At 41.7% G+C, this 23956-nt stretch carries 22 protein-coding genes; 18 read left to right on the forward strand and 4 right to left on the reverse strand.

Annotation, left to right across the window (positions count from 1 at the left end; genetic code table 11):
• Positions 1 to 33: 33 nt before the first annotated feature.
• The 3 genes from smc (at position 34) to ligA (ending at position 7372) form a co-directional block, all read left to right on the forward strand.
• Positions 34 to 3561 carry a chromosome segregation protein SMC gene (gene smc, locus ABXT42_RS04785; RefSeq protein WP_443629229.1) on the forward strand — a complete coding sequence of 1176 codons (3528 nt, stop codon included), beginning with the start codon at positions 34 to 36 and terminating at the stop codon, positions 3559 to 3561.
• Between the two features lie 166 nt (positions 3562 to 3727).
• A complete protein-coding gene (gene zipA / locus ABXT42_RS04790; RefSeq protein WP_443629230.1) occupies positions 3728 to 5263 on the forward strand; it encodes a cell division protein ZipA in 1536 nt (511 codons plus the stop codon).
• Between the two features lie 24 nt (positions 5264 to 5287).
• Positions 5288 to 7372, forward strand: a complete 2085-nt coding sequence (gene ligA, locus ABXT42_RS04795) for an NAD-dependent DNA ligase LigA (protein WP_443629231.1) — start codon at positions 5288 to 5290, stop codon at positions 7370 to 7372.
• 144 nt (positions 7373 to 7516) lie between these two features.
• Here ligA and ABXT42_RS04800 read toward each other — a convergent pair whose 3' ends face one another.
• Positions 7517 to 7915, reverse strand: a complete 399-nt coding sequence (locus ABXT42_RS04800) for an H-NS histone family protein (protein WP_443629232.1) — start codon at positions 7913 to 7915, stop codon at positions 7517 to 7519.
• A gap of 109 nt (positions 7916 to 8024) precedes the next feature.
• Here ABXT42_RS04800 and ABXT42_RS04805 point away from each other — a divergent pair, with 109 nt between their 5' ends.
• The 4 genes from ABXT42_RS04805 to rluB are packed head-to-tail and all read left to right on the forward strand — an operon-like array spanning position 8025 to position 11186.
• Complete coding sequence (locus tag ABXT42_RS04805; protein ID WP_443629233.1) at positions 8025 to 8867, forward strand: PHP domain-containing protein; 843 nt, start codon at positions 8025 to 8027, stop codon at positions 8865 to 8867.
• A 1-nt stretch (position 8868) separates the two neighbouring features.
• A complete protein-coding gene (locus ABXT42_RS04810) occupies positions 8869 to 9666 on the forward strand; it encodes a segregation and condensation protein A (protein ID WP_443629234.1) in 798 nt (265 codons plus the stop codon).
• The gene (gene scpB, locus ABXT42_RS04815; RefSeq protein WP_443629235.1) at positions 9663 to 10265 is read left to right on the forward strand and encodes an SMC-Scp complex subunit ScpB; all 603 of its coding nucleotides are present in this window, start codon (positions 9663 to 9665) and stop codon (positions 10263 to 10265) included. Before ABXT42_RS04810 ends, scpB begins: the two co-directional genes overlap by 4 nt.
• A 42-nt stretch (positions 10266 to 10307) precedes the next feature.
• On the forward strand, positions 10308 to 11186 hold the full coding sequence (rluB, locus tag ABXT42_RS04820; protein ID WP_443629236.1) for a 23S rRNA pseudouridine(2605) synthase RluB: 879 nt from the start codon (positions 10308 to 10310) through the stop codon (positions 11184 to 11186).
• Between the two features lie 63 nt (positions 11187 to 11249).
• Here rluB and ABXT42_RS04825 read toward each other — a convergent pair whose 3' ends face one another.
• From ABXT42_RS04825 to ABXT42_RS04835, 3 genes are read right to left on the reverse strand one after another with little or no spacing between them, the layout of a single operon-like run.
• Positions 11250 to 11606 carry a DUF2069 domain-containing protein gene (locus tag ABXT42_RS04825; RefSeq protein ID WP_443629237.1) on the reverse strand — a complete coding sequence of 119 codons (357 nt, stop codon included), beginning with the start codon at positions 11604 to 11606 and terminating at the stop codon, positions 11250 to 11252.
• The gene (arsC, locus tag ABXT42_RS04830) at positions 11606 to 11956 is read right to left on the reverse strand and encodes an arsenate reductase (glutaredoxin) (protein WP_443629238.1); all 351 of its coding nucleotides are present in this window, start codon (positions 11954 to 11956) and stop codon (positions 11606 to 11608) included. Before arsC ends, ABXT42_RS04825 begins: the two co-directional genes overlap by 1 nt.
• A 3-nt stretch (positions 11957 to 11959) precedes the next feature.
• A complete protein-coding gene (locus ABXT42_RS04835; protein WP_443629239.1) occupies positions 11960 to 13690 on the reverse strand; it encodes a proline--tRNA ligase in 1731 nt (576 codons plus the stop codon).
• Positions 13691 to 13894: 204 nt separating this feature from the next.
• Here ABXT42_RS04835 and ABXT42_RS04840 point away from each other — a divergent pair, with 204 nt between their 5' ends.
• From ABXT42_RS04840 to ybgF, 11 genes are all read left to right on the forward strand, one after another.
• Positions 13895 to 14137 carry an FmdB family zinc ribbon protein gene (locus tag ABXT42_RS04840; RefSeq protein ID WP_443629240.1) on the forward strand — a complete coding sequence of 81 codons (243 nt, stop codon included), beginning with the start codon at positions 13895 to 13897 and terminating at the stop codon, positions 14135 to 14137.
• A gap of 36 nt (positions 14138 to 14173) precedes the next feature.
• Positions 14174 to 15946 (forward strand): aspartate--tRNA ligase, encoded by a 1773-nt coding sequence (aspS, locus tag ABXT42_RS04845; protein WP_443629241.1) that lies wholly within the window; start codon positions 14174 to 14176, stop codon positions 15944 to 15946.
• Positions 15947 to 16123: 177 nt separating this feature from the next.
• Positions 16124 to 16687, forward strand: coding sequence for a crossover junction endodeoxyribonuclease RuvC (gene ruvC, locus ABXT42_RS04850; RefSeq protein ID WP_443629242.1), 564 nt, complete (start codon positions 16124 to 16126; stop codon positions 16685 to 16687).
• Positions 16688 to 16714: 27 nt separating this feature from the next.
• Complete coding sequence (ruvA, locus tag ABXT42_RS04855) at positions 16715 to 17326, forward strand: Holliday junction branch migration protein RuvA (RefSeq protein ID WP_443629243.1); 612 nt, start codon at positions 16715 to 16717, stop codon at positions 17324 to 17326.
• A gap of 56 nt (positions 17327 to 17382) precedes the next feature.
• On the forward strand, positions 17383 to 18414 hold the full coding sequence (gene ruvB / locus ABXT42_RS04860) for a Holliday junction branch migration DNA helicase RuvB (protein ID WP_443629244.1): 1032 nt from the start codon (positions 17383 to 17385) through the stop codon (positions 18412 to 18414).
• A gap of 207 nt (positions 18415 to 18621) precedes the next feature.
• Positions 18622 to 19293, forward strand: a complete 672-nt coding sequence (gene tolQ, locus ABXT42_RS04865) for a protein TolQ (protein ID WP_443629245.1) — start codon at positions 18622 to 18624, stop codon at positions 19291 to 19293.
• Positions 19294 to 19301: 8 nt separating this feature from the next.
• The gene (gene tolR / locus ABXT42_RS04870; RefSeq protein ID WP_443629246.1) at positions 19302 to 19736 is read left to right on the forward strand and encodes a protein TolR; all 435 of its coding nucleotides are present in this window, start codon (positions 19302 to 19304) and stop codon (positions 19734 to 19736) included.
• Positions 19733 to 20839: a histone H1-like repetitive region-containing protein gene (locus tag ABXT42_RS04875; RefSeq protein ID WP_443629247.1), complete on the forward strand. Its 1107-nt coding sequence runs from the start codon at positions 19733 to 19735 to the stop codon at positions 20837 to 20839. The genes tolR and ABXT42_RS04875 overlap by 4 nt, the downstream gene beginning before the upstream one ends.
• Entirely contained in the window at positions 20839 to 22182 is a 1344-nt protein-coding gene (gene tolB / locus ABXT42_RS04880; RefSeq protein WP_443629443.1) for a Tol-Pal system beta propeller repeat protein TolB, read from the forward strand. The genes ABXT42_RS04875 and tolB overlap by 1 nt, the downstream gene beginning before the upstream one ends.
• A gap of 101 nt (positions 22183 to 22283) precedes the next feature.
• A complete protein-coding gene (gene pal / locus ABXT42_RS04885) occupies positions 22284 to 22955 on the forward strand; it encodes a peptidoglycan-associated lipoprotein Pal (protein ID WP_443629248.1) in 672 nt (223 codons plus the stop codon).
• 88 nt (positions 22956 to 23043) lie between these two features.
• Positions 23044 to 23955: a tol-pal system protein YbgF gene (gene ybgF / locus ABXT42_RS04890; protein WP_443629249.1), complete on the forward strand. Its 912-nt coding sequence runs from the start codon at positions 23044 to 23046 to the stop codon at positions 23953 to 23955.
• Position 23956: the final 1 nt, after the last annotated feature.

The following is a 23956-nucleotide window of genomic DNA, read 5'->3' on the forward strand; positions in this document are numbered from 1 at the left end:
TAGGTCAGATAATAATCATAATAGAGTTTATGGATGCGCCTAAAGAGCATCAAGTTAGCTGGTTTTAAATCATTCGTTGATCCCACTAAAGTCAACTTACCAGGCAATTTATGTGCTGTAGTTGGCCCCAATGGTTGTGGAAAATCTAACATTATTGATGCTGTACGTTGGGTTATGGGAGAAAGTTCTGCCAAAAACCTACGTGGTGAAAATTCTACAGATGTTATTTTTAATGGATCCACCAGCCGCAATCCTGTGGGGCAGTCCACTGTTGAACTCATATTTGACAACCAAGACCGAACTTTAGCTGGTGAATTTGCAAGCTATAATGAAGTCTCGATTCGCCGCAAAGTCACTCGTGAAGGTCAGTCTACTTATTTTTTGAATGGTCAAAAGTGTCGCCGAAGGGATGTCACAGATTTATTTTTAGGTACGGGGTTAGGGCCTCGTAGTTATTCTATTATTGAACAAGGCACCATCTCTCGCCTAATCGAATCGCGCCCTGAAGAGCTGCGCGTCTATATAGAAGAAGCTGCTGGTATTTCACGTTATAAAGAAAGAAGGCGAGATACCTCTAACCGAATTAGCCGCACCCGTGAAAATTTATCCCGCCTGCAAGACATCACAGATGAACTTAGCAGACAGTTAGATACCCTCAAACAGCAAGCTGAGTCAGCAGAAAAATATACCCAATTAAAGCAAAGCGAACGTCAGTTTAAGTCTCAACTTGCTACTCTACAATGGCGTGAGTTAAGTCAAAAATTGGGTGCTCAAAGTATTATTATTAAAAATTTTGAAGAGCAAATTATTTTGCAACGTAGTGAACAAGACGTACGTTTTTCACAAATAGATGTGCAAAAAAATGACTTGGTGGTGCTTAATGAAAACTTTGGGCAGCTGCAGGGCGAGTTCTATAGTTTGGGTGCAAAAATTGCGCGTATAGAGCAGTCTATTGAACACAATCAAATGCAACAAAAGCGTTGGTTTGAAGATGTATCAGAAGCCACGTTGCAGCTTGGGCGTATAGACGAAGCGTACGCTACGGACAACAAAGAACTAGAGCACCTGACTCAGCAAAGCCAGCAGCTTGCTTTAAATGTTGAGCTAGCTTGTGAGCAATTACTTGAAGCTGAGCAAAATTTACAAGGTAGCCATGAAAGTCATCAACATGGACAAATGTTGTGGCAGGAAAAAAATGAAGAGCAGGGGCGGCTTAAAGGCCTTATTGATGTTGCGAAAACGGGACTAAAGCTGACACAACAACAAAGTGAGCAGGCGCATCAGGACCATCAAGAATGTTTGATGCAACTGCAAAATCTAAACTTGCCAAATGTTGAGGATGCAAAGCTTTTAAGTGAGCAAATTGACCATCAACAAGAGCAACAGCACAACTTGACTGAGCAAATATTAAGCCAAGAAGGTGCATTACAATTATCAAGGCAGCACGAACGAGATTACCAACAGCGCCTAGATGTTCAAGTGCAAGAGCTAGGTGTTTTAGCTGGTCAGATTTCATCTTTGCAGTTACTTATGTCAGAAGCTGAACAGGAGGCGGTGTTATTGCCAGCTAAATGGCAAACTGATGAGTGTGCAAAGCTCATTGATACAATGTCTGTGGAGTCTGGTTGGGAACCTGCTGTAGAGCACGTCTTACGCGACTGGTTGGGTAGTTATCTAATGCCTCAGTCAGAACATTTAAGCCAGAATGACTTGTTTGATGTAAAAGGTTTAGCACTGATTGTGCCTTTGGGCAGTCAATCGTTTACCAAGTTAGAGAATGCCTGGCCTATTTTGCTTGGAAAAATTGGCAAGCTTGATGCGCCTCTTGAGCTAAGGGGGTTGCTAGAACACGTTTATTTAGCCAATAATGAACTTGAAGCTAAAAAAATATTATCAAATCTGCCCATTTATTGTAGTGTCATTTTGCCAAGCGGATTATGGCTTGGCCATGGATGGATTCGCACGCCTCCAAGAGAAGACAGCCGCGCAGGCATTTTAGGGCGTAAACAGCAGGTTCAAACTTTGTCAGTAACGCAAAAATCATTACGTGAGTTGCAGCAAAATACACAACAAGAGTTAGCGTTAGAGCGTGAAGAAGCGCTAACGCTAGAGCAGTCTTTAAGTGAAATGCGCCAAAAATGGCGACTTACCCAAAACAGTCTTCAGCAGCAGCAACAAAAATCAGCATTATTGCAGCAGCAAAGTCAGCAGTTTTTAATGCAGCAAAAAGGCCTTCAACATCGTGTTGAGGAGCAATCCAAACGGCTTGAGCAATTAGGAAAAGAGCTGGTGTTGTTACAGGAGGAGCTGAATGAGCGCCAACTGATGCTTGAAAGTTTGCAATTAGACATGCCTGGGTTAGAAATTGAAAAAGAATCGCTAGAAGTAAGCTTAGGCCAAGCAAGATTAGAATTTAGCCATAAGCAACAACAGGTTTTTCAGATCCAAACTAAAATGAGCAGCGTGTCTGCCCAAATGCATAGTTTGGGCAGATCAACTGAGCGCATGCAAGAACAACGGGCTCAGTGGAGTGAGAAGCAAGCGCAGTTGCAGGCCAGTGAAATCAGTGCTAGAGATACTAATGAGGGCGCCCACGAAAGCCTTACAGGTCAACTTGATACAGCTCTTACCCTTAGGGTAGATGCTGAGGCAGGGATGGAGAAAAGGCGTCACGAAATTAGTCAGTTGGAGCATTTAATCAGGCAGTTGGAGCAACAACAACTTAAGCAAGAGCATGAGATTCAAAGCACTGATTCACGTTTGCAGGAACAACGTTTAATAGAGCGTGAGCTTGAAGTGAATGCAGATAATATTAAGCAAGCTATGCTGGCTGAAAATGTTCGAGTAGAAAAGTTTGCGAAAACTCTGCCTGATCAAGTTAATGCACAAGAATTAAGTTATTTATTAGAGCAGTGTCAAAACCGTATTAAGCGTCTAGGGGCAATTAACTTAGTCGCCATTGAAGAGTATAAAACGCAACAAGATCGAAAAGTATTTCTTGATCAACAACATGATGAACTTATTGAAGCCTTAGAGAGCCTAGAGCAAGCTATTGCAAAAATTGATAAAGAAACTAAGGCTAGATTTAAGAAAACGTTTGATACAGTCAACGAGCATTTAAATAATTTATTTCCAAAAGTTTTTGGTGGTGGACGCGCTTCTTTGGAGTTAACAGATGATGATATGTTAGCCACGGGCGTAACTATAATGGCTCAGCCTCCAGGTAAGAGAAATAGTAGTATTCATCTGCTATCAGGTGGAGAAAAAGCTTTAACAGCCATTGCGTTAGTGTTTTCAATTTTCCAGCTTAACCCTTCACCTTTTTGTATGCTAGATGAAGTGGATGCGCCGCTTGATGATGCCAACGTAGAGCGCTATGCAAAACTAGTAAAAGAAATGTCATCCCAGGTGCAGTTTATTTATATTAGTCATAATAAAATAGCAATGGAAATGGCAACTCAGTTACTAGGTGTCACTATGCAAGAAGCTGGTGTATCTAGGCTTGTGACAGTAGATATTGCCCAGGCCATCAATATGACAGAACAAAGCTTGGTCGTTTAATAATCAGTTAGTTGTTATTTTCATATTTATTGTATTTAATCGGCATCCCTTAAAGTAAGCGTATAAAAACAACGTCTAAAGGTTTTATATATATTATATTAGAGGTATAGTATTAACCTATTAATCTAGTTTTTTGCCACATAATCTTTTAAAGATCGATCATCTTATGACGTTAACAACATGGTTATTAGTGTTTGGAAGCTTAACAGCTGCCGCGATAGTAGTAGATGGTTTGCGACGTATGTTTGCAAACCATGCAGCGTTAAGTATCAATATAGACGAAACCTTGTGTGGCTTACCAGAAGAAGAATTCTCTAGCGAACTACCTAATGGCGGTGCTCGAATTATTTCTTCGCAAGAAACTCCCGAAGTTATCGATAGTGGCCTAGTTAGAAATACTGTCACAGTGTCTAAGAGTGTTGTTGCCTCTAATCACCTGATACATGATGACGTTGAGATTGAGCCAAAAGAACTTTCTATTGAAAACCTTCGTGATGCCCAAATCCTTGAAGAGATATACTCTCAATCCGTAGTTGATGAAAACCCAGTTGATAAAAACGTAACAGAAGAGCCAGCGTTACCCGTTCAGCTTGAAGAAGTAGTGCATGAATCGCAGTTTGAAGTAGCTGAAGAGGTAATGTCACAGCCGTTGGTATCATTAGATGAATCACCAGTAGTTCCAGGTAATGCACTAGATGCTAACGAGAGTATTGCAAAAAACCTCACTGACGTCCCTGCCTTTAGCTTTAATGAAGACAGTGCATTAACTGAAGAAATTAATTTAAATGAACAAGAGTTTGCTCTTGCCGCTTCACCATTGGACTTAGCCGATGAGGAAGCTTGTGCTTCTGCTACAATTGATCAGGCAGGCATAGACAGCGAACTTGACTTAGAAGACACAGCTCCCGCATTGGATTTTGATCCTACTCGACCAGTGCATGAGTGGGTGGAAACAAACATAATGGTTCAAAGTGATTTATTTGCGGCACAAGATCTTACTTCTTTGGCTACTGTTAAAAGTCACGCACCCCATAGTCTCGTTGAAACAAGTGATGACATTCTATTTGGTGATGCAGGTATTGAAGACTTGGTATTTGATGACGAAAACTTGGCTCTACAGAATCAAGATGAAAGTCTATCGACAAGGCTTGCTAAAGTTACTTCTATGACCTTTGGTAAAAACTTACTTCATCGTAAGCGGGTTGCAGCGAAAAAGGCTACTGATCTCGTACTAAAGCATGAGCGGGAGAAGCAAGCCGAAGTGGTTGAACAAGTGATTAGCATATTTGTTACTGCTAACCATAGCCAAGGATTTTATGGCCCTCAGTTGCTTCAATTGCTACAAGAGTGTGGTTTGGTCCATGGTGATATGAACATATTCCATCGTTTTGAAGATGGCCTACGACTTGGGAAAACTCAATTTAGCATGGCCAATATGATGGAGCCTGGTACTTTTGACTTAGCGCAAATGGACCAATTGCACACGCCAGGTGTGGTATTCTTTTTAACTTTGCCCACTGCTCAAAATAACATGCAAGCATTTGACTATATGCTTGAAACAGCCCAATGTTTAGCAAGTAATCTTGGTGGCGATATACTTGATGAGCAACGCAGCGTAATGCGTCCACAAACTATTGAACATTGTCGCCAACAAATCCGTGAATTTGAACGACGCCACATGACCCGTCGTGCACAGCTTTAACTTAATACTATTCTGAAGCCTTCAATGCAAAATCCTACTATGGCTATTATTAACGCCATTAAAGATCAACTACGTCAACATAACTATAACTATTACATATTAGATGATCCCAGTATTCCTGACGCGGAATATGATCGCCTTATGCAGCAGTTGTTAGCTATTGAGGCTGATTTCCCACAATGGATTACTACCGATTCCCCATCGCAGCGAGTAGGAGCCACTCCCTTAGAAAGCTTTGAGCAAGTCACTCATGCGGTACCTATGCTTTCTTTGGACAATGCTTTTAATGGAGAAGATCTCCAGGCGTTTGATCGTCGTGTTAGAGAACGTTTAACTAAGTCATCCAACAAAGCCATTGATGACATAGTTACATATACCTGTGAACCTAAACTTGATGGCATTGCTGTTAGCCTTACCTATGAAAAAGGTATGTTAGTTACAGCAGCTACTCGGGGTGACGGCAGTCGTGGTGAAAATATCACCCAAAATATACGTACTTTAGATTCAGTACCTTTGAGTTTACTTGGCAAAGGTTGGCCTGACATCCTAGAAGTTCGTGGTGAAGTGTATATGCCTACTGCTGGCTTTGAAGCGCTTAATAAAAAATTAGCTTCAAATGGCTTAAAAACTTATGTAAATCCACGTAATACCGCTGCTGGAAGCCTGCGGCAGCTAGATAGTAGTATTACTGCAACAAGGCCGCTAGAGCTTTGTGCCTATGGTGTTGGTTTGGTAAGCGATGATGATTCTTTGCCGGGGCAGCATTTTGATATTCTTCACCAACTGCAATCATGGGGTTTTAAAATTAATGATCAAATGCGTCGTGTTCAGGGTATTGAAGCTTGCTTAGACTACTACCAATTATTGGCTTCCAAGCGCGCTAGTTTGGCCTACGACATTGACGGCATTGTCTTTAAAGTGGACGAGTTAGAATTACAACAAAGTTTAGGTTTTGTTGCTCGTGCTCCTCGCTGGGCCATTGCCCATAAATTTCCAGCTCAAGAAGAGATGACGCGCCTACTTAAGGTTGATTTTCAGGTAGGGCGCACAGGTGCAGTTACGCCCGTAGCAAGGCTTGAGCCTGTGTTTGTCGGCGGGGTTACTGTAAGTAATGCGACATTGCATAACATGGATGAAATACAGCGCTTAGGTTTATGCTTGGGTGACACTGTTATTATCAGGCGTGCAGGTGATGTTATTCCCAAGGTAGTAAAGGTCGTTCAGGAGCGTCGATGTGAGTCAGCTAGCCCTATAGTAGCGCCAACAAGTTGCCCAGTCTGTGGTGGGCCTGTATTAAGAGATGATGGCGAAGCAGCTTTAAAGTGTATTAATGGTTTAAGGTGTAGCGCTCAAATTGTACAAGCCATTAAACATTTTGTATCTCGTAAAGCGATGGATATTGATGGGTTGGGTGAAAAACAGGTCCAAGCGTTAGTTGATGCAGATAAAATCAAAAATGTGGCAGACTTATACACTTTAGATCCTTTGGCCTTATCAGGCATGGCTCGCATGGGAGAAAAATCTGCCAACAATTTATTGTCAGCTTTACAAAAAAGTAAATCTACAAGTCTAGCTAAGTTTTTATTTAGTCTAGGTATTCGTGAAGTGGGTGAAGCTACTGCGCGCAGCCTAGCATTGTATTATGGTTGCCTTGCTAATATTCAGACAGCAGACATGGAAAGTTTATTAAATGTAGATGATGTTGGCCCAGTTGTAGCGCAACGTATTCTGCACTTCTTTGCTAATACTGATACCTTACTGGTGATTGAAAAATTACAAAGTGTAGGGGTATATTGGCCCGAATTCGACCCTATTGAAGAGCAAGCCAAGCAAGAAAGCTTACCCTTCAAAGAGCTTTGTTTTGTTGTGACAGGCACCATGTCCAGTGTGTCACGTGATGAGTTGAAATCTCAATTACAAGCGCTTGGAGCCAAGGTTGCATCTAGCGTATCCAAAAAAACAGACTACCTAGTGGCAGGAGAAAAAGCAGGTTCTAAACTCACAAAGGCGCAGACCCTCCAAGTGCCTGTTTTAGATGAATCTGCCGCTCTTGCAATGATTGCCAGTGGATTGCAAGTATTGGAGGAAGGCGTGTTAATGCCTAACTAATGCCGTAGGTAAAAAAGAAATAGGTGGCCTTGACGCTGAAAAACAGCGCTTTAATGACCTATCTTTAGAAACTAAGGGTGTGATTACTGGATTTATGAAAGCAAAGTTTCACACCAAAATCATCATCACTGCTGAGTGATTGGGCTAAATACGACAGCTATCTTTGCTGCCACCATTGCTGAAATAGTGATCGAAGGCTTTAGGTGTGCGTCCTCGGCCTGACCATTGGTGCTGTATGCCTTGCGCATCGGTTATGCGATACTGAGGGGCAACAGGTTTACGGGCTTTCTTTTCTTTTTTAGGTGAGTTTTGTGAGAAAAAATCTTCTGGCTTGAGGCCTGCCTCTGTAATTGCTAATAGGATAGCTTTCTTTTCAGCATCTTTTTTGGCTTTCTTTTCAAGCAGATTGGCTTCTTCTAATAATCGGGTTTCGATAAAAGTAGCCAAGAGATTGGACATATTTTTTAATTCTTTTACATTAAGGTCTTTACACGCCGCTCGAAAGCGGTTTTTATTACGTGCAATGTCATAAAACTCATTCATAATAGTTCCTTATATAGTCAATGGATTTATTAAAAAATTAATTAACCTTTTAAATAGAAGGTTAAATCTGATGTCATATAATATATTAATCTAATTTAAAAAAACATACATGCTAATAAATAAATACGATCTTCATACACATACTAAATGCTCAGACGGCAGTCTTTCGGTAACGCAGTTAATCGACTTGGCAATTGATCGTGGTGTTACTCATCTTGCAATTACAGATCATGATACAGTTAATGCTCATTTACAATTAGCTCAAATGAACGGTAGTTATAAGGAAGATGAAATCAATATTATTAAGGGTATAGAGCTATCTAGCCAATGGAATAATATGGGTATTCATATTGTAGGATTAAATATAGATATTAATTCGATTGCTATTAAAAATGCCGTAGCTCACCAAACACAATTGCGTTTGCAGCGAGTAAAAACCATAGCGAAAAAATTAACTCATCGAGGTTTTCCTGATATTACAGAAGGTGCAATGAGGCTTGCAGGAGATAGTCAGATTGGACGACCACATATTGCACAATATATGGTAGATGAGGGCATGGTATCCACAGTGGCTCAAGCTTTTACTAAGTATTTAGGTGCAGGCAAGGTGGGCGATGTTTCTAATATTTGGCCAGACTTAGAGCTGGTGGTAAAATGGATTAATGAAGCAGGTGGAGTGGCAGTGCTGGCTCACCCTAGCCGTTATAAAATGACCCGCACTAAAGGCCGTCGACTTATGGCAGATTTTTGTGATGCAGGTGGCCAAGCTATTGAAGTATGTGCTGGCAATCAAGTGCCTGGGGTAGCAGAAGAAATGGCAGCTATATGTAATGAGTTTAATTTCCATGCCTCTGTAGGTAGCGATTTTCATAACCCTGATTATAAGTGGGTTAGATTGGGTCAGTATCCGAAACTACCAAAGGCTTGCACTCCTGTGTGGGAGTTATTTTAATATGGACGCAAGGGTAGATGGTAAAGCTTATAATATCCCTATAGATCTTTATATTCCACCTCATGCTTTACAAGTTATTTTGGAAACTACCTTTGAAGGGCCGTTAGATTTATTATTATATTTAATTAGACGAAATAATCTAGATATACTTAATATTGATGTTTCTCGTATTACCAATCAATATATTGCGTACATTGAATTAATGGAATCAAATATGTTTGAGTTGGCAGGGGAGTATTTAGTTATGGCAGCGACGCTTGCAGAAATAAAAAGTCGTAGCTTACTTCCGCGTACTGAAAATATATATGATGACGAAGAAGATCCAAGGATAAGATTAATAAAACAACTGCAAGAGTATGAGCGGTTTAAAAAAGTGTCAGAGGAAATGGCTCAATTACCTCGAATGGATCGAGATAATTATCCTGTGAATATGATTATGCCTGATATTAAGCAAACGTATCCTCAGCCTGATGTAGATATGGGTGAATTATTATCAGCCTATACTCAAGTGTTAAAACGCTGTGAAATGTATGAGCATCATACAATTTCTAGAGAGACGCTTTCTACACGCGAACGCATGTCTAATTTGATGGCTGTGCTTCAGGAACATCAGTTCATGGCGTTTCAAGATTTATTTACTGTTGAAGAAGGCCGAATGGGTGTTGTAGTGACGTTTTTAGCAATGATGGAGCTGGTGAAAGAAAAGTTGATTAAGTTAGTCCAGGCCCAAGAATACGGTCCAATTCATGTGAGCTTAGGTGGGAAGAATGACTCACCAAATCAGGAGATGAATTTATGATTACTAAACTTTCCCCTGTACTTGAAGCGATCTTGTTGGCGGCAGACAAACCTCTAAGCGTAGAGCTTTTAGGTCAGGTTTTTGATGAACATGATGGTGTGGATAGTAAGCGTATTAGACTGACCTTAAAAGAGCTACAAAAAAGCTATGATGGGCGCGGGTTTGAGCTTATTGAAGTGGCTTCTGGATTTCGCTTTCAGGTACGTCAAAATTATGCCCTTTGGGTATCACGGTTATGGCAAGAAAAGCCTCAAAAATACTCTAAAGCATTACTGGAAACTCTTTCTATTATTGCTTATCAGCAACCTATTACTCGTGGTGAGATAGAGTCTATAAGAGGAGTAGGGGTGAGTTCCTCTATAATTCATACTATGATAGACCGATTATGGATTCGAAGTGTTGGACATAAAGAGGTGCCAGGCCGACCAGAGTTATTTGCCACTACGAAAACATTTTTGGATCACTTTAATTTAAAACAACTTAGTGACCTACCTGCCCTTGACGAGCTCGCTTCGTGGGATGAGGCCACTATGGCGCCAGCCAAGTTGAAAAACCCTCAGCAACAAGAAATCGAAGTCGTGACGGAGTCAATTCATTAAGTTATAATATCTTTTCATATTAACTGTATTGATGGGACTATCATGACAGATCAAGACCTCCCTCTTGGGGAAATTTCAGAGATCGTTGAAGAAAAAGCCAGCGACGAAAAACTTCAAAAAGTACTTGCCCGTGCGGGTGTAGGTTCACGCCGTGAAATGGAGCGTTGGATTGCTGCTGGACGAGTCACTATTAATAAAGAAAAAGCTCAGTTAGGCGATCGCGTTACTTGGCGGGATCACATTTCTGTAGATGGCCGTCAGGTCGACATGTTGTCACCTAATAATATTGAGCGACGTGTACTTATTTACAATAAGCCTGAAGGTGAGATTGTCACCCGTTCAGATCCAGAAAACCGTTCTACCGTATTTGACAAGCTGCCTCGCTTAAAAGGTGAGCGCTGGATTGCTGTGGGCCGATTAGATATTAATACATCGGGCTTATTACTGTTTACTACAGACGGTGAGTTGGCTAATGCCTTGATGCACCCATCTACTACTATAGAGCGTGAGTACGCTGTTCGTGTAATGGGTCACGTAACCATGGATCAGGTGAATGCGATGCACCAGGGGGTGTTGTTAGACGATGGCATGGCCCGTTTTAATGACATTCAAGAATTTGGTGGCGAAGGCATTAACCGCTGGTATCACGTGGTGATCATGGAAGGTCGTAACCGTGAGGTAAGACGTCTGTGGGAGTCTCAAGGCTTGAGAGTTAACCGTTTAAAGCGTGTGCGTTACGGTAATGTGTTCTTGCAGCCTCAACTAAGAGCAGGTATGTGGATGGAAATGCCGCAGCCAGAAATCAACGCTTTGTCACAGTTTGTTGGTATGCGACCCAAGAAAGTCAAACGCCGCTTGCCTAAAGAGCAAGAGAGCTTTGATCGCCAGCAAAAACGCCAGCGCACCCGCAGACATGTTTAATTAGGCTCAAACTTAATTTTCTTCAAACTACTGCCCTAAGCTGCTAAAGCTTAGGGCAGTTTTTTAACCAGCCTTGAGTTCTTCGTTAGCTCGGTTATGCCAACGAATGTGTAGCATGGTGGTGGTATAAAGCAAGGTGATAATAAAAGCACCTAAAATGCCGTTTACTGGCACGTACATTATTTCTATCGTGAAATAAATCAACAATACAAAACACATCCACGCCAATTGTCGTAAATGTTGCTTATACATTGCTAGTGCAAAACCTAATAGAGGAAAGCACTTAATGCCAATGATAACGATGCTTCCTACTTCCGCATAAGGATGCGACAAGGTACTAATGACAAAGTAGGCTATAAGTGCAATGTAGGCTGCTAAACTCACAGCACGTGAGTATTTACGTTTTTGTTGATACAACATTACAAAATCTCCAAAACAGCTTCAGGTGGGCGACCAATGCGAGCTTGGCCTTGGTGAATGGCAATAGGCCTTTCAATCAGTTTAGGGTAGTTAACCATGGCAGTAAGTAGCTCATACTGACTTAATTTAGTATCAGCTAATCCTTGGCTTTTATAAGCTTCTTCACCTTTACGCATTAGGCTTCGAGCATCCTCCATGCCTAAAATGCCTAGCAACTGCTCCAGCTCCTTTAAGCTTGGGCCTTGCTCTAGGTATAATCGAAGTTCAACTTCAGCGCTATGAGCTTCTAACAAAGCTAATGCGGCACGCGATTTAGAGCATCGTGGATTATGATATAAGGTGACGCTCATTGTTTAGCGGCCTAATTTCGTTTTAATAAATTCCAATGCGCCTTCTAAAGGCATGTCTTCATTAGCTTCGGCACGACGGTCGCGGTATTCTAATGTGCCACTATCTAAGCCACGATCACCAATCACCACGCGGTGAGGCAGGCCAATGAGTTCAGCATCGGCAAATTTCACTCCTGGACGCATTGCGCGGTCGTCCATAATGACATCAATACCTGCCATCTTAAGTTCATTGTAGAGTTTATCTGTTGCCGTGCGGACAGCTTCAGACTTTTCATAATTCAGTGGAATTAGGGCAATTTCAAAAGGCGCAAGGGCTAATGGCCACATGATGCCTTTGTCATCAAAATTTTGTTCAATACAGGCAGCTACGACACGAGTGATACCAATGCCATAACAACCCATTTGCATAAATTGGGCCTTACCATTCTCATTAAGCACTGTTGCATTCATCGCGCGTGAATATTTATCACCTAATTGGAAAATGTGGCCTACTTCGATACCGCGCTTGATTTCGATCTCACCATGGCCACACGGGCTTGGGTCACCTTCAACAACGTTGCGGATGTCTGCAACATCGCTATAGTCGCAGTCGCGCTGCCAGTTGACGTTAGTATGGTGATATCCCGCTTCGTTTGCTCCAGCTGTGAAGTCATTCATTACCGTAACGGCTCGGTCAGCGATTATTGATATAGTTAAGCCTACAGGCCCTATAGAACCGGGCTTAGTGCCTAATTCATCAATGATTCGTTGCTCTGGCGCCATGGTTAATGGTTCTGCAATCAGTGGGTGTTTTTCAGCTTTTATTTCATTCATGCTGTGATCGCCACGCAGCACTAGCGCTACCAAAGGTTGTTTTCCTGCTTGGTCTGCAGTGCCTAAAACGACCAATGTCTTAAGGCTTTGCTGTTTTGTTAATCCTAAAAATTCGCACACACTGTCTATAGTTTTTTGGTCGGGTGTGTGGATTTTTTCCATTAGTTTGCTTGGTGCACCGCGCTTTGCTTCAGGCAGCATCGCTTCTGCTGTTTCCACATTAGCAGCAAAGTTGCTGTTTGGGCTGTTACTAAAGGCTATATCATCTTCACCAGAACGCGCTAGTACATGAAATTCTTGTGAGGCATCGCCTCCTATACTGCCAGAATCTGCACGTACCGCACGAAAATTTAAACCTAAGCGAGTAAAAATGTTTGTATAGGCTGTGTGCATTGCATCATAGGTTTGCTGCAAAGACTCTTGGTCTAAATGAAAGGAGTAGGCATCTTTCATGATGAACTCTCGAGAACGCATTACTCCAAAGCGAGGCCTTACTTCGTCCCGAAATTTTGTTTGGATTTGATAAAAGTTCATTGGCAAGTTTTTATAACTACGAACTTCTTTTCGCACCATGTCAGTAATCACTTCTTCATGGGTGGGTCCAATACAAAAGTCACGCTGATGACGATCTTTTAAGCGTAAAAGCTCTGGGCCATACTGTTGCCAACGACCCGATTCCTGCCATAACTCAGCAGGCTGAACTGCAGGCATGAGAAGCTCTTGAGCTCCTGCGGCGTCAAGCTCTTCTCTGACGATTCGTTCAACTTTACGTATGCTGCGTAGGCCCATTGGCAGCCAAGTGTATAGCCCTGATGCTAAACGACGTATTAAGCCGGCTCGAAGCATAAGTTGATGGCTAATAACTTCTGCATCTGCAGGGGTTTCTTTTTGAGTGGCAATTAAAAACTGGCTGGCGCGCATGGGGTAGTGAGTCCAATAAAATATAAAAATATAAGACGCTATTGTATGTTGCCATGGCTGTGGGATAAATGCCTTTAACGCTTAAATTAGCAATATATAGGTAATAGTTGTATGAATGCTTAATAAAGGTGCATTTTGCTCTGCCTCTGTGGACGTGGAATAGGTTATAATTTCGTGTTTTGAGCTATTTGTCTGGAGCAGACTATGCCTATCTATGAATACCTTTGCCAAGGATGTGGTTTTGGTAAGGACGTATTGCAAAAATTAAGTGATGCGCCGCTAACAGATTGTCCTGAATGTGGCAAAGATCAGTATCGCAAGCAGATATCGTCGGCTGGTTTTCGACTTAAAGGCCAGGGTTGGTATGAAACAGACTTTAAAACTGGTGCCAAAAAGAATTTAGCAGGTGATACAAAAAGTACCCCCAGTGCTAGCGACTCAAAATAACACTTTTAACACTATTAAGATTTAGGAAGTACAATTATGCGAAGCCATTATTGCGGTGAATTAAGAGCCAGCGATGTTGATCAACAAATTACTCTATGCGGCTGGGTTCATCGGCGTCGCGACCATGGTGGTGTTATTTTCCTAGACCTGCGTGATCGAGAAGGCATCGTTCAAGTCGTATTTGATCCAGATCGTGAAGACAGTTTTGCGTTAGCTGACTCTTGTCGTAATGAATTTGTCGTTAAGGTTCATGGTATGGTTCGCGCTCGTCCTTCGGGCACCGAAAACTCAGACATGCCTACGGGCGCCGTGGAAGTTTTAGGTCGAGAGTTCGAAATTCTCAATAAATCTGAAACTCCACCTTTTCAGCTAGACGAGCATCAATCGGTGGGCGAAGATGTAAGGCTTAAATATCGTTATGTCGATCTACGTCGTCCAGAAATGGCAGCTAAGCTAAAGCTGCGCTCTAAGGTAAGCACCTTTATTCGTAATTTCTTAGATCAAAATGGCTTCTTAGACATTGAAACGCCTATTTTAACAAGAGCTACTCCAGAAGGAGCGCGTGATTACTTGGTGCCCAGTCGTACACATGAAGGTCACTTTTTTGCGTTACCTCAGTCACCACAATTGTTTAAGCAATTGTTAATGGTGGCTGGTATGGACCGTTATTATCAGATTGCCAAGTGTTTTCGTGATGAAGATTTACGTGCTGATCGCCAGCCAGAATTTACCCAGATCGATATAGAGACATCGTTCATGGATGAAGCTCAGATTATGGCGTTGACTGAAAAAATGGTTGTAGAGCTATTTAAGAGTCAGATTGACGTTGATCTAGGCGCGTTTCCTAGCATGCCTTATAGTGAAGCTATGGAAACATATGGTAGTGACAAGCCAGACCTACGTATTCCGTTACAGCTAATTACAGTAAGCGACCTTATGAAAGATGTTGATTTTAAGGTTTTTGCTGGGCCAGCTAACGACGCTAATGGGCGTGTTGCCGGACTTAAAGTGCCTAACGGTGCTAGTTTGACGCGTAAACAAATCGACATTTACACCAAGTTTGTAGGTATTTATGGTGCGCGTGGTTTAGCTTACATCAAAGTGAATAACGCTAGTGATTTGGAAGAAGGCTTGCAGTCGCCTATTGTTAAATTCTTACCTTTAGAGGTTCGTGCCGCTTTACTAGAGCGCCTAGATGCCAAAGATGGAGATTTAATATTCTTTGGTGCAGACAGTGAAAAAGTTGTAAATGAGGCTTTAGGTGCATTGCGTTGCAAGCTCGGTGAAGACCTTGAGCTTATGACTTGTGAGTGGGCACCTTTATGGGTAGTTGATTTCCCCATGTTTGAGTCCACCTCAGACGGTGGCATCACGGCTATACACCATCCATTTACAGCACCATCATGTACTCCAGAAGAGTTGCAAGCTTCGCCATTAACTGGCTTATCTCGTGCGTATGACATGGTACTTAACGGTACTGAGTTAGGTGGCGGTTCTATTCGTATTCACCAGCAAGATATGCAGACTAAAGTGTTTGAGTTGTTAAATATTGATGCTGAAGAGCAGCAAGAAAAATTTGGGTTTTTACTAGATGCCTTAAAGTTTGGCTGCCCACCACATGGTGGTTTGGCATTTGGTCTGGATCGTTTGGTAATGCTAATGACTGGATCTAGCTCTATCCGCGAGGTTATTGCCTTTCCTAAAACTCAAAGCGCAGCATGTGTAATGACTCAGGCCCCAGGTGTTGTTGCAACTAAGCAGCTACGTGAGTTAAACATTAAGTTACGTGAAAAAATAACTGCTGAATAACGATCTGTTGATTGGTGTTAGTTAACATTGGTTGGCGCAGGTAAAGTAAAAAGGCTCACCATTAAGTTGTTGGGCCTTTTTTTGGCTAGTTTATATATAGATATAAAAACTACTGTGATTTTGTACAGTATTTGCTAGTATTGGTGTGTTAATTAATTCTTAAGTAATTATTACTATATGGCACTAATTTTAGGCATCGATCCAGGGTCCCGTAAAACAGGTTACGGCATAATTAATGCTGTAGGAGCCACACGTACCTACGTTGCCAGTGGCCATATAAATATATCTGGCGATGAATTAGCAGGTCGATTAGGGCAAATTTATAAAGGTGTAGATGAAATAATCGAAACCTATATGCCTCAAGAGTTTGCTATAGAAAAAGTATTTATGGCTCGCAATGCAGACTCTGCTCTTAAACTTGGCCAAGCTCGAGGTGTGGCTATGGTGGTTGCTGTCAATCACGGATTACCGGTGTCTGAATACTCGGCACGTCAAGTTAAGCAAGCCGTAGTAGGTAATGGCGCAGCTGTAAAAAGCCAAGTGCAAGAAATGGTGGCTCGTTTGCTGAGGCTGCCCGGCTTGCCGCAAGAAGATGCTGCAGACGCGTTGGCTATTGCCATTTGCCACGCAAATACTCATGCAAGTCTGGTTCGTTTGGCGACCAGTAGAAGCCCTGCCAGCGCTAGAAAGCAAGCCTTACTCAATGAGCTTAAGGGCAGCCGACGCGGACGCATTAGGTAAAGTAACTACATTTATTAGGCGTTTTATATGATTGCACGTATTAGTGGTACTTTAATAAATAAACAGCCAGCCCAAGTAGTAGTTGATGTGCAGGGTGTGGCTTATGAAATTGAAATATCTTTTAATAGTTATTGCCAATTACCAGAAGAAGGTCAAGTTGCTATATTACATACCCACTTTGTTGTGCGTGAAGACGCCCAGCTGCTTTTTGGCTTCTGTGGATTAGAAGAAAGGAGTTTGTTTCGAGTATTGATTAAAGTGAATGGTGTGGGTCCAAAGTTGGCTTTAGCCATTTTATCGGGTATGGATGCACATTCCTTTTGTGATTGCGTCAACCGTCAGGATTCAGCTACCTTGGTTAAAATTCCTGGTGTAGGTAAGAAGACAGCGGAGAGATTAGTTTTAGAGCTTGGTGATAAGCTATCATCGTTCCAAACAAGTGATAATATAGCTGGCCAAGTAGATGCTGTTAAACCAACGTTATTTGCAGTCAGTGCTCAGTCAGAAGCTGAAAGTGCATTGTTATCCTTAGGCTATAAGCCTATGCAAGCCACTAAGGCGGTATCTGCAGCGTTTAAGTCTGCTCCTAATGGAAGTTGTCAAGATCTTATCCGTTTATCGTTAAAAGGTATGATATAGCTTGATGAAACTATGGCTAAGAGAACTTAATTGATGTTACAAAAGATGGACATAGCATGATAGAAGCAGATCGTTTTGGCTCTCTAGTAGAACCAGAGACTCAAGTAGGTGAGGACCATTTAGAGCGAGCGCTGAGACCAAAGCTGCTTAAGGAATATATTGGTCAACCTGTGGTGCAGGAGCAAATGGAGATTTATATTGCTGCTGCAAAAGGGCGTGCCGAAGCATTAGATCATACGTTAATTTATGGCCCTCCTGGGCTTGGAAAAACTACACTTGCCCACATCATTGCAAATGAAATGGGTGGGGATTTAAAAACAACATCTGGGCCTGTGCTGGAAAAAGCAGGTGATTTAGCTGCAATGCTCACCAACTTAGAAGCTGGTGACGTATTGTTTATTGATGAAATTCACAGATTAAACCCAGTGATAGAGGAAATCCTTTATCCAGCAATGGAAGACTACCAGTTGGATATCATGATAGGGGAGGGACCTGCAGCAAGATCAATAAAGTTAGATTTACCTCCTTTTACTTTGGTTGGTGCGACAACAAGAGCGGGTTCTCTAACTTCCCCTTTACGAGATCGGTTTGGTATTACCCAACGTTTAGAGTACTATTCCGTAAAAGATTTAACCACGATAGTAACTCGTTCTGCTCACTTGTCTGAAGTTAAAATAGAAGTCGATGGTGCTGTCGAGGTGGCTCGGAGATCTCGAGGCACACCACGTATAGCTAATCGTCTTTTGCGCAGAGCCAGAGATTATGCTGAAGTAAAATTTGATGGAATGATTACTGATCATGTGGCTGATAAAGCGCTAGATATGCTTAATGTTGACCATCTTGGTTTTGACCATATGGATAGATGTTTAATGCTGGCGATTATAGAGAAATTTTCAGGTGGTCCAGTGGGTATAGATAACTTAGCAGCCGCCCTCAGTGAACAAAGGGAAACCATAGAAGATGTGCTCGAACCCTATTTAATTCAACAAGGTTTTATTATGCGCACCCCCAGAGGGAGGGTAGTAACAGACCGAGCCTACGATCACTTTGGGTTTGTTTCACCCAAAAAGAGTATTCACACTAAGTGAATGCAAGTGTGTGAGGAACTTTTTAACAACGCACAGTTCAAAGCATCAGTTATTCAGTTAACTTAGTGTTTATAATGGTATATTAGTCAGTTAAATACTAGTAATGCAGTAGTATTGGGAAGGATTTCATACTACTTTTTACAATAGTATTATATTTAACATATAAAATATGTAAAGCCTGAAGGGGATTCGTCTGTGGACAATAAAATGTCAGTATTGAGTTTGATTCTAAACGCTAGTTTTTTGGTGCAAGTAGTCATGCTCTTGTTATTGATTGCTTCGGCGATGTCCTGGGTGATGATCTTTCAGCGCCGCAGAGCTTTAAGTTTTGCTCGAAATAATTTGAAAGTATTTGAAGAGCAGTTTTGGTCTGGTATTGATCTAAGCCAATTATTCCGTCAGTTAAGTGTTGAACCTAATTCTGATAATGGTGCAGAAAACATATTTCGAGCTGGTATTAAAGAATTCACCCGGTTAAGGCAACAAACTGATGCCGATGGTGATGCGGTTATGGAAGGTGTGCAGCGTGCCATGAGAGTTGCTATTTCTAAGGAAGAAGAAAAGCTTGAAGCTCATTTGTCATTTTTGGCAAGTGTAGGCTCTGTCAGCCCTTATGTAGGTTTGTTCGGGACAGTGTGGGGTATTATGAACTCTTTTCGAGGGCTTGCTAATGCTCACCAAGCAACTTTAGCTACTGTAGCGCCAGGTATATCAGAAGCCTTAATTGCTACAGCGATGGGTTTGTTTGCTGCAATACCAGCAGTTATTGCGTATAACAGGTTTTCTCATACCGTTGATTCTATCTTATCTAGTTACGAGACTTTTGCAGAAGAGTTTTCTAGTATTTTACATCGTAAAGCCCACGCATCTGAGCTATAGGTTGATCTATGAGTACTATAAGACGACCCAGAACGAAACGCCATAAGCCCAATGCTGAAATAAACGTCGTACCATATATCGATGTGATGATGGTGTTATTGGTTATATTTATGGTAACGGCCCCCCTGTTAACTCAAGGAGTGACAGTGGACTTGCCTCAAGCCAAGTCTGATCCGGTAGCCAGTGACGAGCTCTCTCAACCTTTGGTTATTTCTATTACCAAATCTGGTGATTATTATTTAGAGCTGGGAGAAAATAATAAACAACCTATAACTTTAGAACGTATAGGCATTCAGGTTGGAAAAATTTTGCAACGTGCTCCTGATACTCAAGTACTACTGCGTGGTGATAAAGCAATTGAGTATGGGCTGATAGTTAAAATCATGACTGTTTTGCAGCAGGCTGGAGCTCAAAGTGTTGGATTGGTGTCGGAAAGTCCGTGAAGCTAGATCATAGTTATATATTACCCAGTATTTTTGCATTTATCGTTCACGTAGTTGTGGCTTTAATTGTTACTTCAGAGTGGCAGGCTAGTAGCCAGATCACTCCACCAGTGCAAATAAAGCAAAGGGTCGAGGCTACTTTAATTGATATAGATTCCCTATTGGCCCAACAAAAACAGGTTGATAAGGCAGCTGACAAAAAGATAGCCGACAAGAAAGCAGCGGATAAAAAAGCAGCGGATAAAAAAGCAGCGGACAAGAAAGCAGCGGACAAGAAAGCAGCGGACAAGAAAGCAGCGGACAAGAAAGCAGCAGACAAGAAAGCAGTAGACAAGAAAGTAGCAGACAAGAAAACAGCAGATAAGAAAGCTGCTGATAAAAAAGCAGCAGACAAGAAAGCTGCTGATAAAAAAGCAGCAGATAAAAAAGCTGCTGTAAAAAAAGCAGCAGATAAGAAAGCAGCAGATAAAAAAGCTGCTGTAAAAAAAGTAGCAGATAAGAAAGCAGCAGATAAGAAAGCAGCAGATAAGAAAGCAGCAGATAAGAAAACAGCAGATAAGAAAACAGCAGATAAGAAAGCAGCAGATAAGAAAGCAGCAGATAAGAAAGCAGCAGATAAGAAAACAGCAGATAAGAAAGCAGCAGATAAGAAAACAGCAGATAAGAAAGCAGCAGATAAGAAAGCAGCAGATAAGAAAGCAGCTCAACAGCTAGAAGAGGTTCAGCAAGCTCTGGATAGCTTGTTAGACGACGAAGAGGCCCAATCGCAGGCGCTGGAGCAACAAGTGAGTAATGGTCAAGCGGTATCTTCTGCAGTGCATTATATAAGAGATGAAATATCGTTAAAGTGGGTTAGGCCTGCAAATGCGCTCACTGGAATGATAGTGGAACTTGAAATTCATCTCGTTCCTACTGGTGAAGTGGTTGATATTCAAATCAGTTACCGTGATATAAGTGCTACTGATGCGTTTGTCTTATCAGTAGTGAAAGCTGTGAAAAAAGTAGGGCGTTTTGATAAGTTAAGCCAGTTAGACTCCGTATTGTTTGACGCTAATTTTCGTAAATTCACCCTTAAGTTTAAACCAGAGGATTTGAGATTGTGATGAGAATAAATAAGGTAGTTCGATTAGCTCAAAAGAAGCCAAAGGCAATGTTGTTTTCTGTATTCTCTTCTACGATTTTTACCTTGTTGGTTTCCTTTTCCGCTTGGTCTTCAGATCTGGTGATTGAAATAACCCAGGGGGTAGATAATCCTGTTCCTATAGCTGTTGTTCCTTTTCACTGGTCTGGTAACAACGCTCTTAATGAAGATGTTGCACAAGTTATTGATGCTGATTTGGAACGCAGTGGTCAGTTTAAATCGTTAAAACGCTCGTTGATGCTCAGCTTTCCTCATCAAAAAGAAGACGTTTATTTTCGCGACTGGAGTTACTTAGCAACTGAATACCTTGTTATTGGTCAAGTTTTGGCGACATCTGCCGATAGCTATCAGGTTAATTACCAATTATTTGACGTGCAGCGCCAAGAAGTTATTTCAGTTGGTGGTTTTACTGGTGGAAAAAATGACTTGCGTGCTTTAGCTCACTCTACAAGTGATGCTGTATATGAAGCTTTAACCGGCCTTAAAGGCGCGTTTAGAACGCGTATAGCATACGTTGCCGCAGATAAAAAAGTTAACCCTAGCTACTATAAGTTATTTGTAGCTGATGCTGATGGACACAATGCAAAAGAAATCCTTAAATCTAATCAGCCAATTATGTCTCCGTCTTGGTCGCGTGATGCGAGTAAATTAGCTTATGTTTCATTTGAAACAAATCGTCCTGCTATTTATGTTCAAGACATTACTACTGGACAAAGAGAGCGTATCCAGTCTTTTAAGGGAATTAACGGAGCTCCTTCTTGGTCACCCGATGGCGAAAAGTTGGCCATCGTGCTTTCTAAAGATGGCAACGCAGAAATATATGTTTTAGATTTAGCAAGCAATAAACTCACAAGAGTCACACGCCATTACGGTATTGATACAGAGCCTTCTTGGAGTGTAGATGGAAAACACATTTTATTTACATCTGATCGCGGTGGTAAGCCACAAATATATCAAGTTACATTAGAATCTGGTTGGGTAGAGAGGCTAACTTTTGAAGGTGATTATAACGCTCGTGGCAGCTTAACTTATGATGGCAGGTTTTTAGTACTTGTAAGTCGCCACGATTCGCAGTTTAATATAGCAGTACAAGATTTACAGCGAGGCACTATGTCTTTGTTAACCCAAACTAGTTTAGATGAGTCGCCAACTGTTGCACCAAATGGCAGTATGGTTATGTATTCTACGCAAGACGGCGGACGGGATATTCTTGCAGCGGTTTCTATTGATGGTAAAGTTAAATTTAAAATCCCAGCAAATGAAGGTGTAGTTAGAGAGCCTGCTTGGTCTCCCTATTTGGATTAACGATCTACACGCTACCAAGCCTAGTTGTACGCAGGTTAATCATGTTAGAATTGCCGTACAAATTTTTTGATCGATAAATGAAATTATTGAGGAGTAAATCCATGCAAGTGGGTAATTTAAGTAAAGTCATCGCTTCCAGTGTTTTGGTAGCTTTTTTAGGCGCTTGTAGTACCACTGGTGAAACTACCGATACAACAGCTAGCACACAAGCTGCACTTGTAGCTGCAGAAGCTCAAGCATTAGCAGAAGCCCAAGCCGAAGCCCAAGCCGAAGCCGAAGCCCAAGCCGAAGCCCAAGCATTAGCCGAAGCCCAAATTTTAGCAGAGGCTACGGTTCAAGCCGAAGCTAATGCGGCAGAAGCAGCACTGCAGGCAGAAAATGATGCCACTGCTAAGGCAGCAGCTATGGCACAGCAAGAAGACGAAAAAAATGCACAAGCTCTTGCGCACATCATTTATTTTGACTTTGATCAGTCAACAATTAAAGCAGAATTTCGTGCTGCACTTAATGGCCATGCTGCATATTTAAGCCAAAACCCTTCTGCAAATATTGTCCTTGAAGGCCATGCAGACGAGCGCGGAACCCGTGAATATAATATTGCTTTAGGTGAGCGACGAGGTAATGCTGTAAGTCGCTACTTAGTGGTTCAAGGTGTTTCAGTAGATGCCATCGAGGTGGTTAGTTTTGGCGAAGAGCGCCCAGTTAACGCTGGACATGATAGTGCTTCTTGGGCTGAAAACCGACGTGTAGAAATTCGTTATATTAATTACTAAATACTTTAATTACTAAGGCTATGGCGTTAGTGAATTAGATTTTTATACGGCCTAAACACCACCCTTATGCTTTGCATAACGGTGGTTTTTGTTTTTTAAACTTGGTGTCTTTTTCGGGTCCATTTTTATGTCTCAAACTCATAATTTCCTTTTTCTATCGCTATTAATAATAGCTATTGCTGCGCCCGTTAATGCTAATAATTCTGTACCAGTTACTGATTTAGCAAATGACATAGGGGTTAGCTCTAGTGCGATTACTAAACCTTTACAACCAAAGGTAATAGAACCAGCTCCACAAGTATCGAAAACAGCTACAGCAAAGGGTAATAAAAGTGCCATTGCTAATACTCAAATGTTCGACCTTGTTGAAATTTTAAAAATTGAATTACAACAATTACGAGGACAAGTGGAGCAGCTTACTTATAGCTTAGAGCGACTCAAATTAGATCAAAAAGAACGGTACCTTGACCTAGACCGCAGAGTTATGAGTTTATCAGCTGCGTCCGTTGTGACTAATAGCACTCAACTAGCATCAACGCTGAGCCAGGCAGGCAATGATGGTAACGTCACCCCTATAGCGTCCTTTGAGGTTGCTTTGGAGCCTCCTGTAATAACTGCGCAAGCATATGACCCGGAAGCTGAAAAGGCTGATTATAAGGCCGCTTTTACTCTGATCAGAGAACGCCAATATGATGCGTCTACTGAGGCTTTACTTGCATTTATAAAAAATTATCCACAAGGTGCATTGCTTGGTAATGCTTATTACTGGTTAGGAGAGGTATACATGGTTCAAGGTGATGCGTCATTAGCTGCGATATCTTTTGAATATGTCATCAGTGAGTTTCCAGAGCATAGAAAAGTCCCAGATGCTCTATATAAAGCTGGGGTGGCGTATCAAAATTTAGGTGACATGGCTAAAGCCAATGAATTGTTAAATCGGGTTTTGCTAGAGTACACTGATTCTTCTGCAGCTCGTTTAGCCCAAGAGAGAGTCAACTAGA

The organism is Candidatus Njordibacter sp. Uisw_002, assembly GCF_047730155.1.
GTDB lineage: Bacteria > Pseudomonadota > Gammaproteobacteria > Pseudomonadales > Balneatricaceae > Njordibacter.

Coding starts and splice junctions, on each gene's coding strand:
- smc (WP_443629229.1), top strand. CDS start 34: ATGCGCCTAAAGAGCATCAAGTTAGCTGGTTTTAAATCATTCGTTGAT.
- zipA (WP_443629230.1), top strand. CDS start 3,728: ATGACGTTAACAACATGGTTATTAGTGTTTGGAAGCTTAACAGCTGCC.
- ligA (WP_443629231.1), top strand. CDS start 5,288: ATGCAAAATCCTACTATGGCTATTATTAACGCCATTAAAGATCAACTA.
- ABXT42_RS04800 (WP_443629232.1), bottom strand. CDS start 7,915: ATGAATGAGTTTTATGACATTGCACGTAATAAAAACCGCTTTCGAGCG.
- ABXT42_RS04805 (WP_443629233.1), top strand. CDS start 8,025: ATGCTAATAAATAAATACGATCTTCATACACATACTAAATGCTCAGAC.
- ABXT42_RS04810 (WP_443629234.1), top strand. CDS start 8,869: ATGGACGCAAGGGTAGATGGTAAAGCTTATAATATCCCTATAGATCTT.
- scpB (WP_443629235.1), top strand. CDS start 9,663: ATGATTACTAAACTTTCCCCTGTACTTGAAGCGATCTTGTTGGCGGCA.
- rluB (WP_443629236.1), top strand. CDS start 10,308: ATGACAGATCAAGACCTCCCTCTTGGGGAAATTTCAGAGATCGTTGAA.
- ABXT42_RS04825 (WP_443629237.1), bottom strand. CDS start 11,606: ATGTTGTATCAACAAAAACGTAAATACTCACGTGCTGTGAGTTTAGCA.
- arsC (WP_443629238.1), bottom strand. CDS start 11,956: ATGAGCGTCACCTTATATCATAATCCACGATGCTCTAAATCGCGTGCC.
- ABXT42_RS04835 (WP_443629239.1), bottom strand. CDS start 13,690: ATGCGCGCCAGCCAGTTTTTAATTGCCACTCAAAAAGAAACCCCTGCA.
- ABXT42_RS04840 (WP_443629240.1), top strand. CDS start 13,895: ATGCCTATCTATGAATACCTTTGCCAAGGATGTGGTTTTGGTAAGGAC.
- aspS (WP_443629241.1), top strand. CDS start 14,174: ATGCGAAGCCATTATTGCGGTGAATTAAGAGCCAGCGATGTTGATCAA.
- ruvC (WP_443629242.1), top strand. CDS start 16,124: ATGGCACTAATTTTAGGCATCGATCCAGGGTCCCGTAAAACAGGTTAC.
- ruvA (WP_443629243.1), top strand. CDS start 16,715: ATGATTGCACGTATTAGTGGTACTTTAATAAATAAACAGCCAGCCCAA.
- ruvB (WP_443629244.1), top strand. CDS start 17,383: ATGATAGAAGCAGATCGTTTTGGCTCTCTAGTAGAACCAGAGACTCAA.
- tolQ (WP_443629245.1), top strand. CDS start 18,622: ATGTCAGTATTGAGTTTGATTCTAAACGCTAGTTTTTTGGTGCAAGTA.
- tolR (WP_443629246.1), top strand. CDS start 19,302: ATGAGTACTATAAGACGACCCAGAACGAAACGCCATAAGCCCAATGCT.
- tolB (WP_443629443.1), top strand. CDS start 20,839: ATGAGAATAAATAAGGTAGTTCGATTAGCTCAAAAGAAGCCAAAGGCA.
- pal (WP_443629248.1), top strand. CDS start 22,284: ATGCAAGTGGGTAATTTAAGTAAAGTCATCGCTTCCAGTGTTTTGGTA.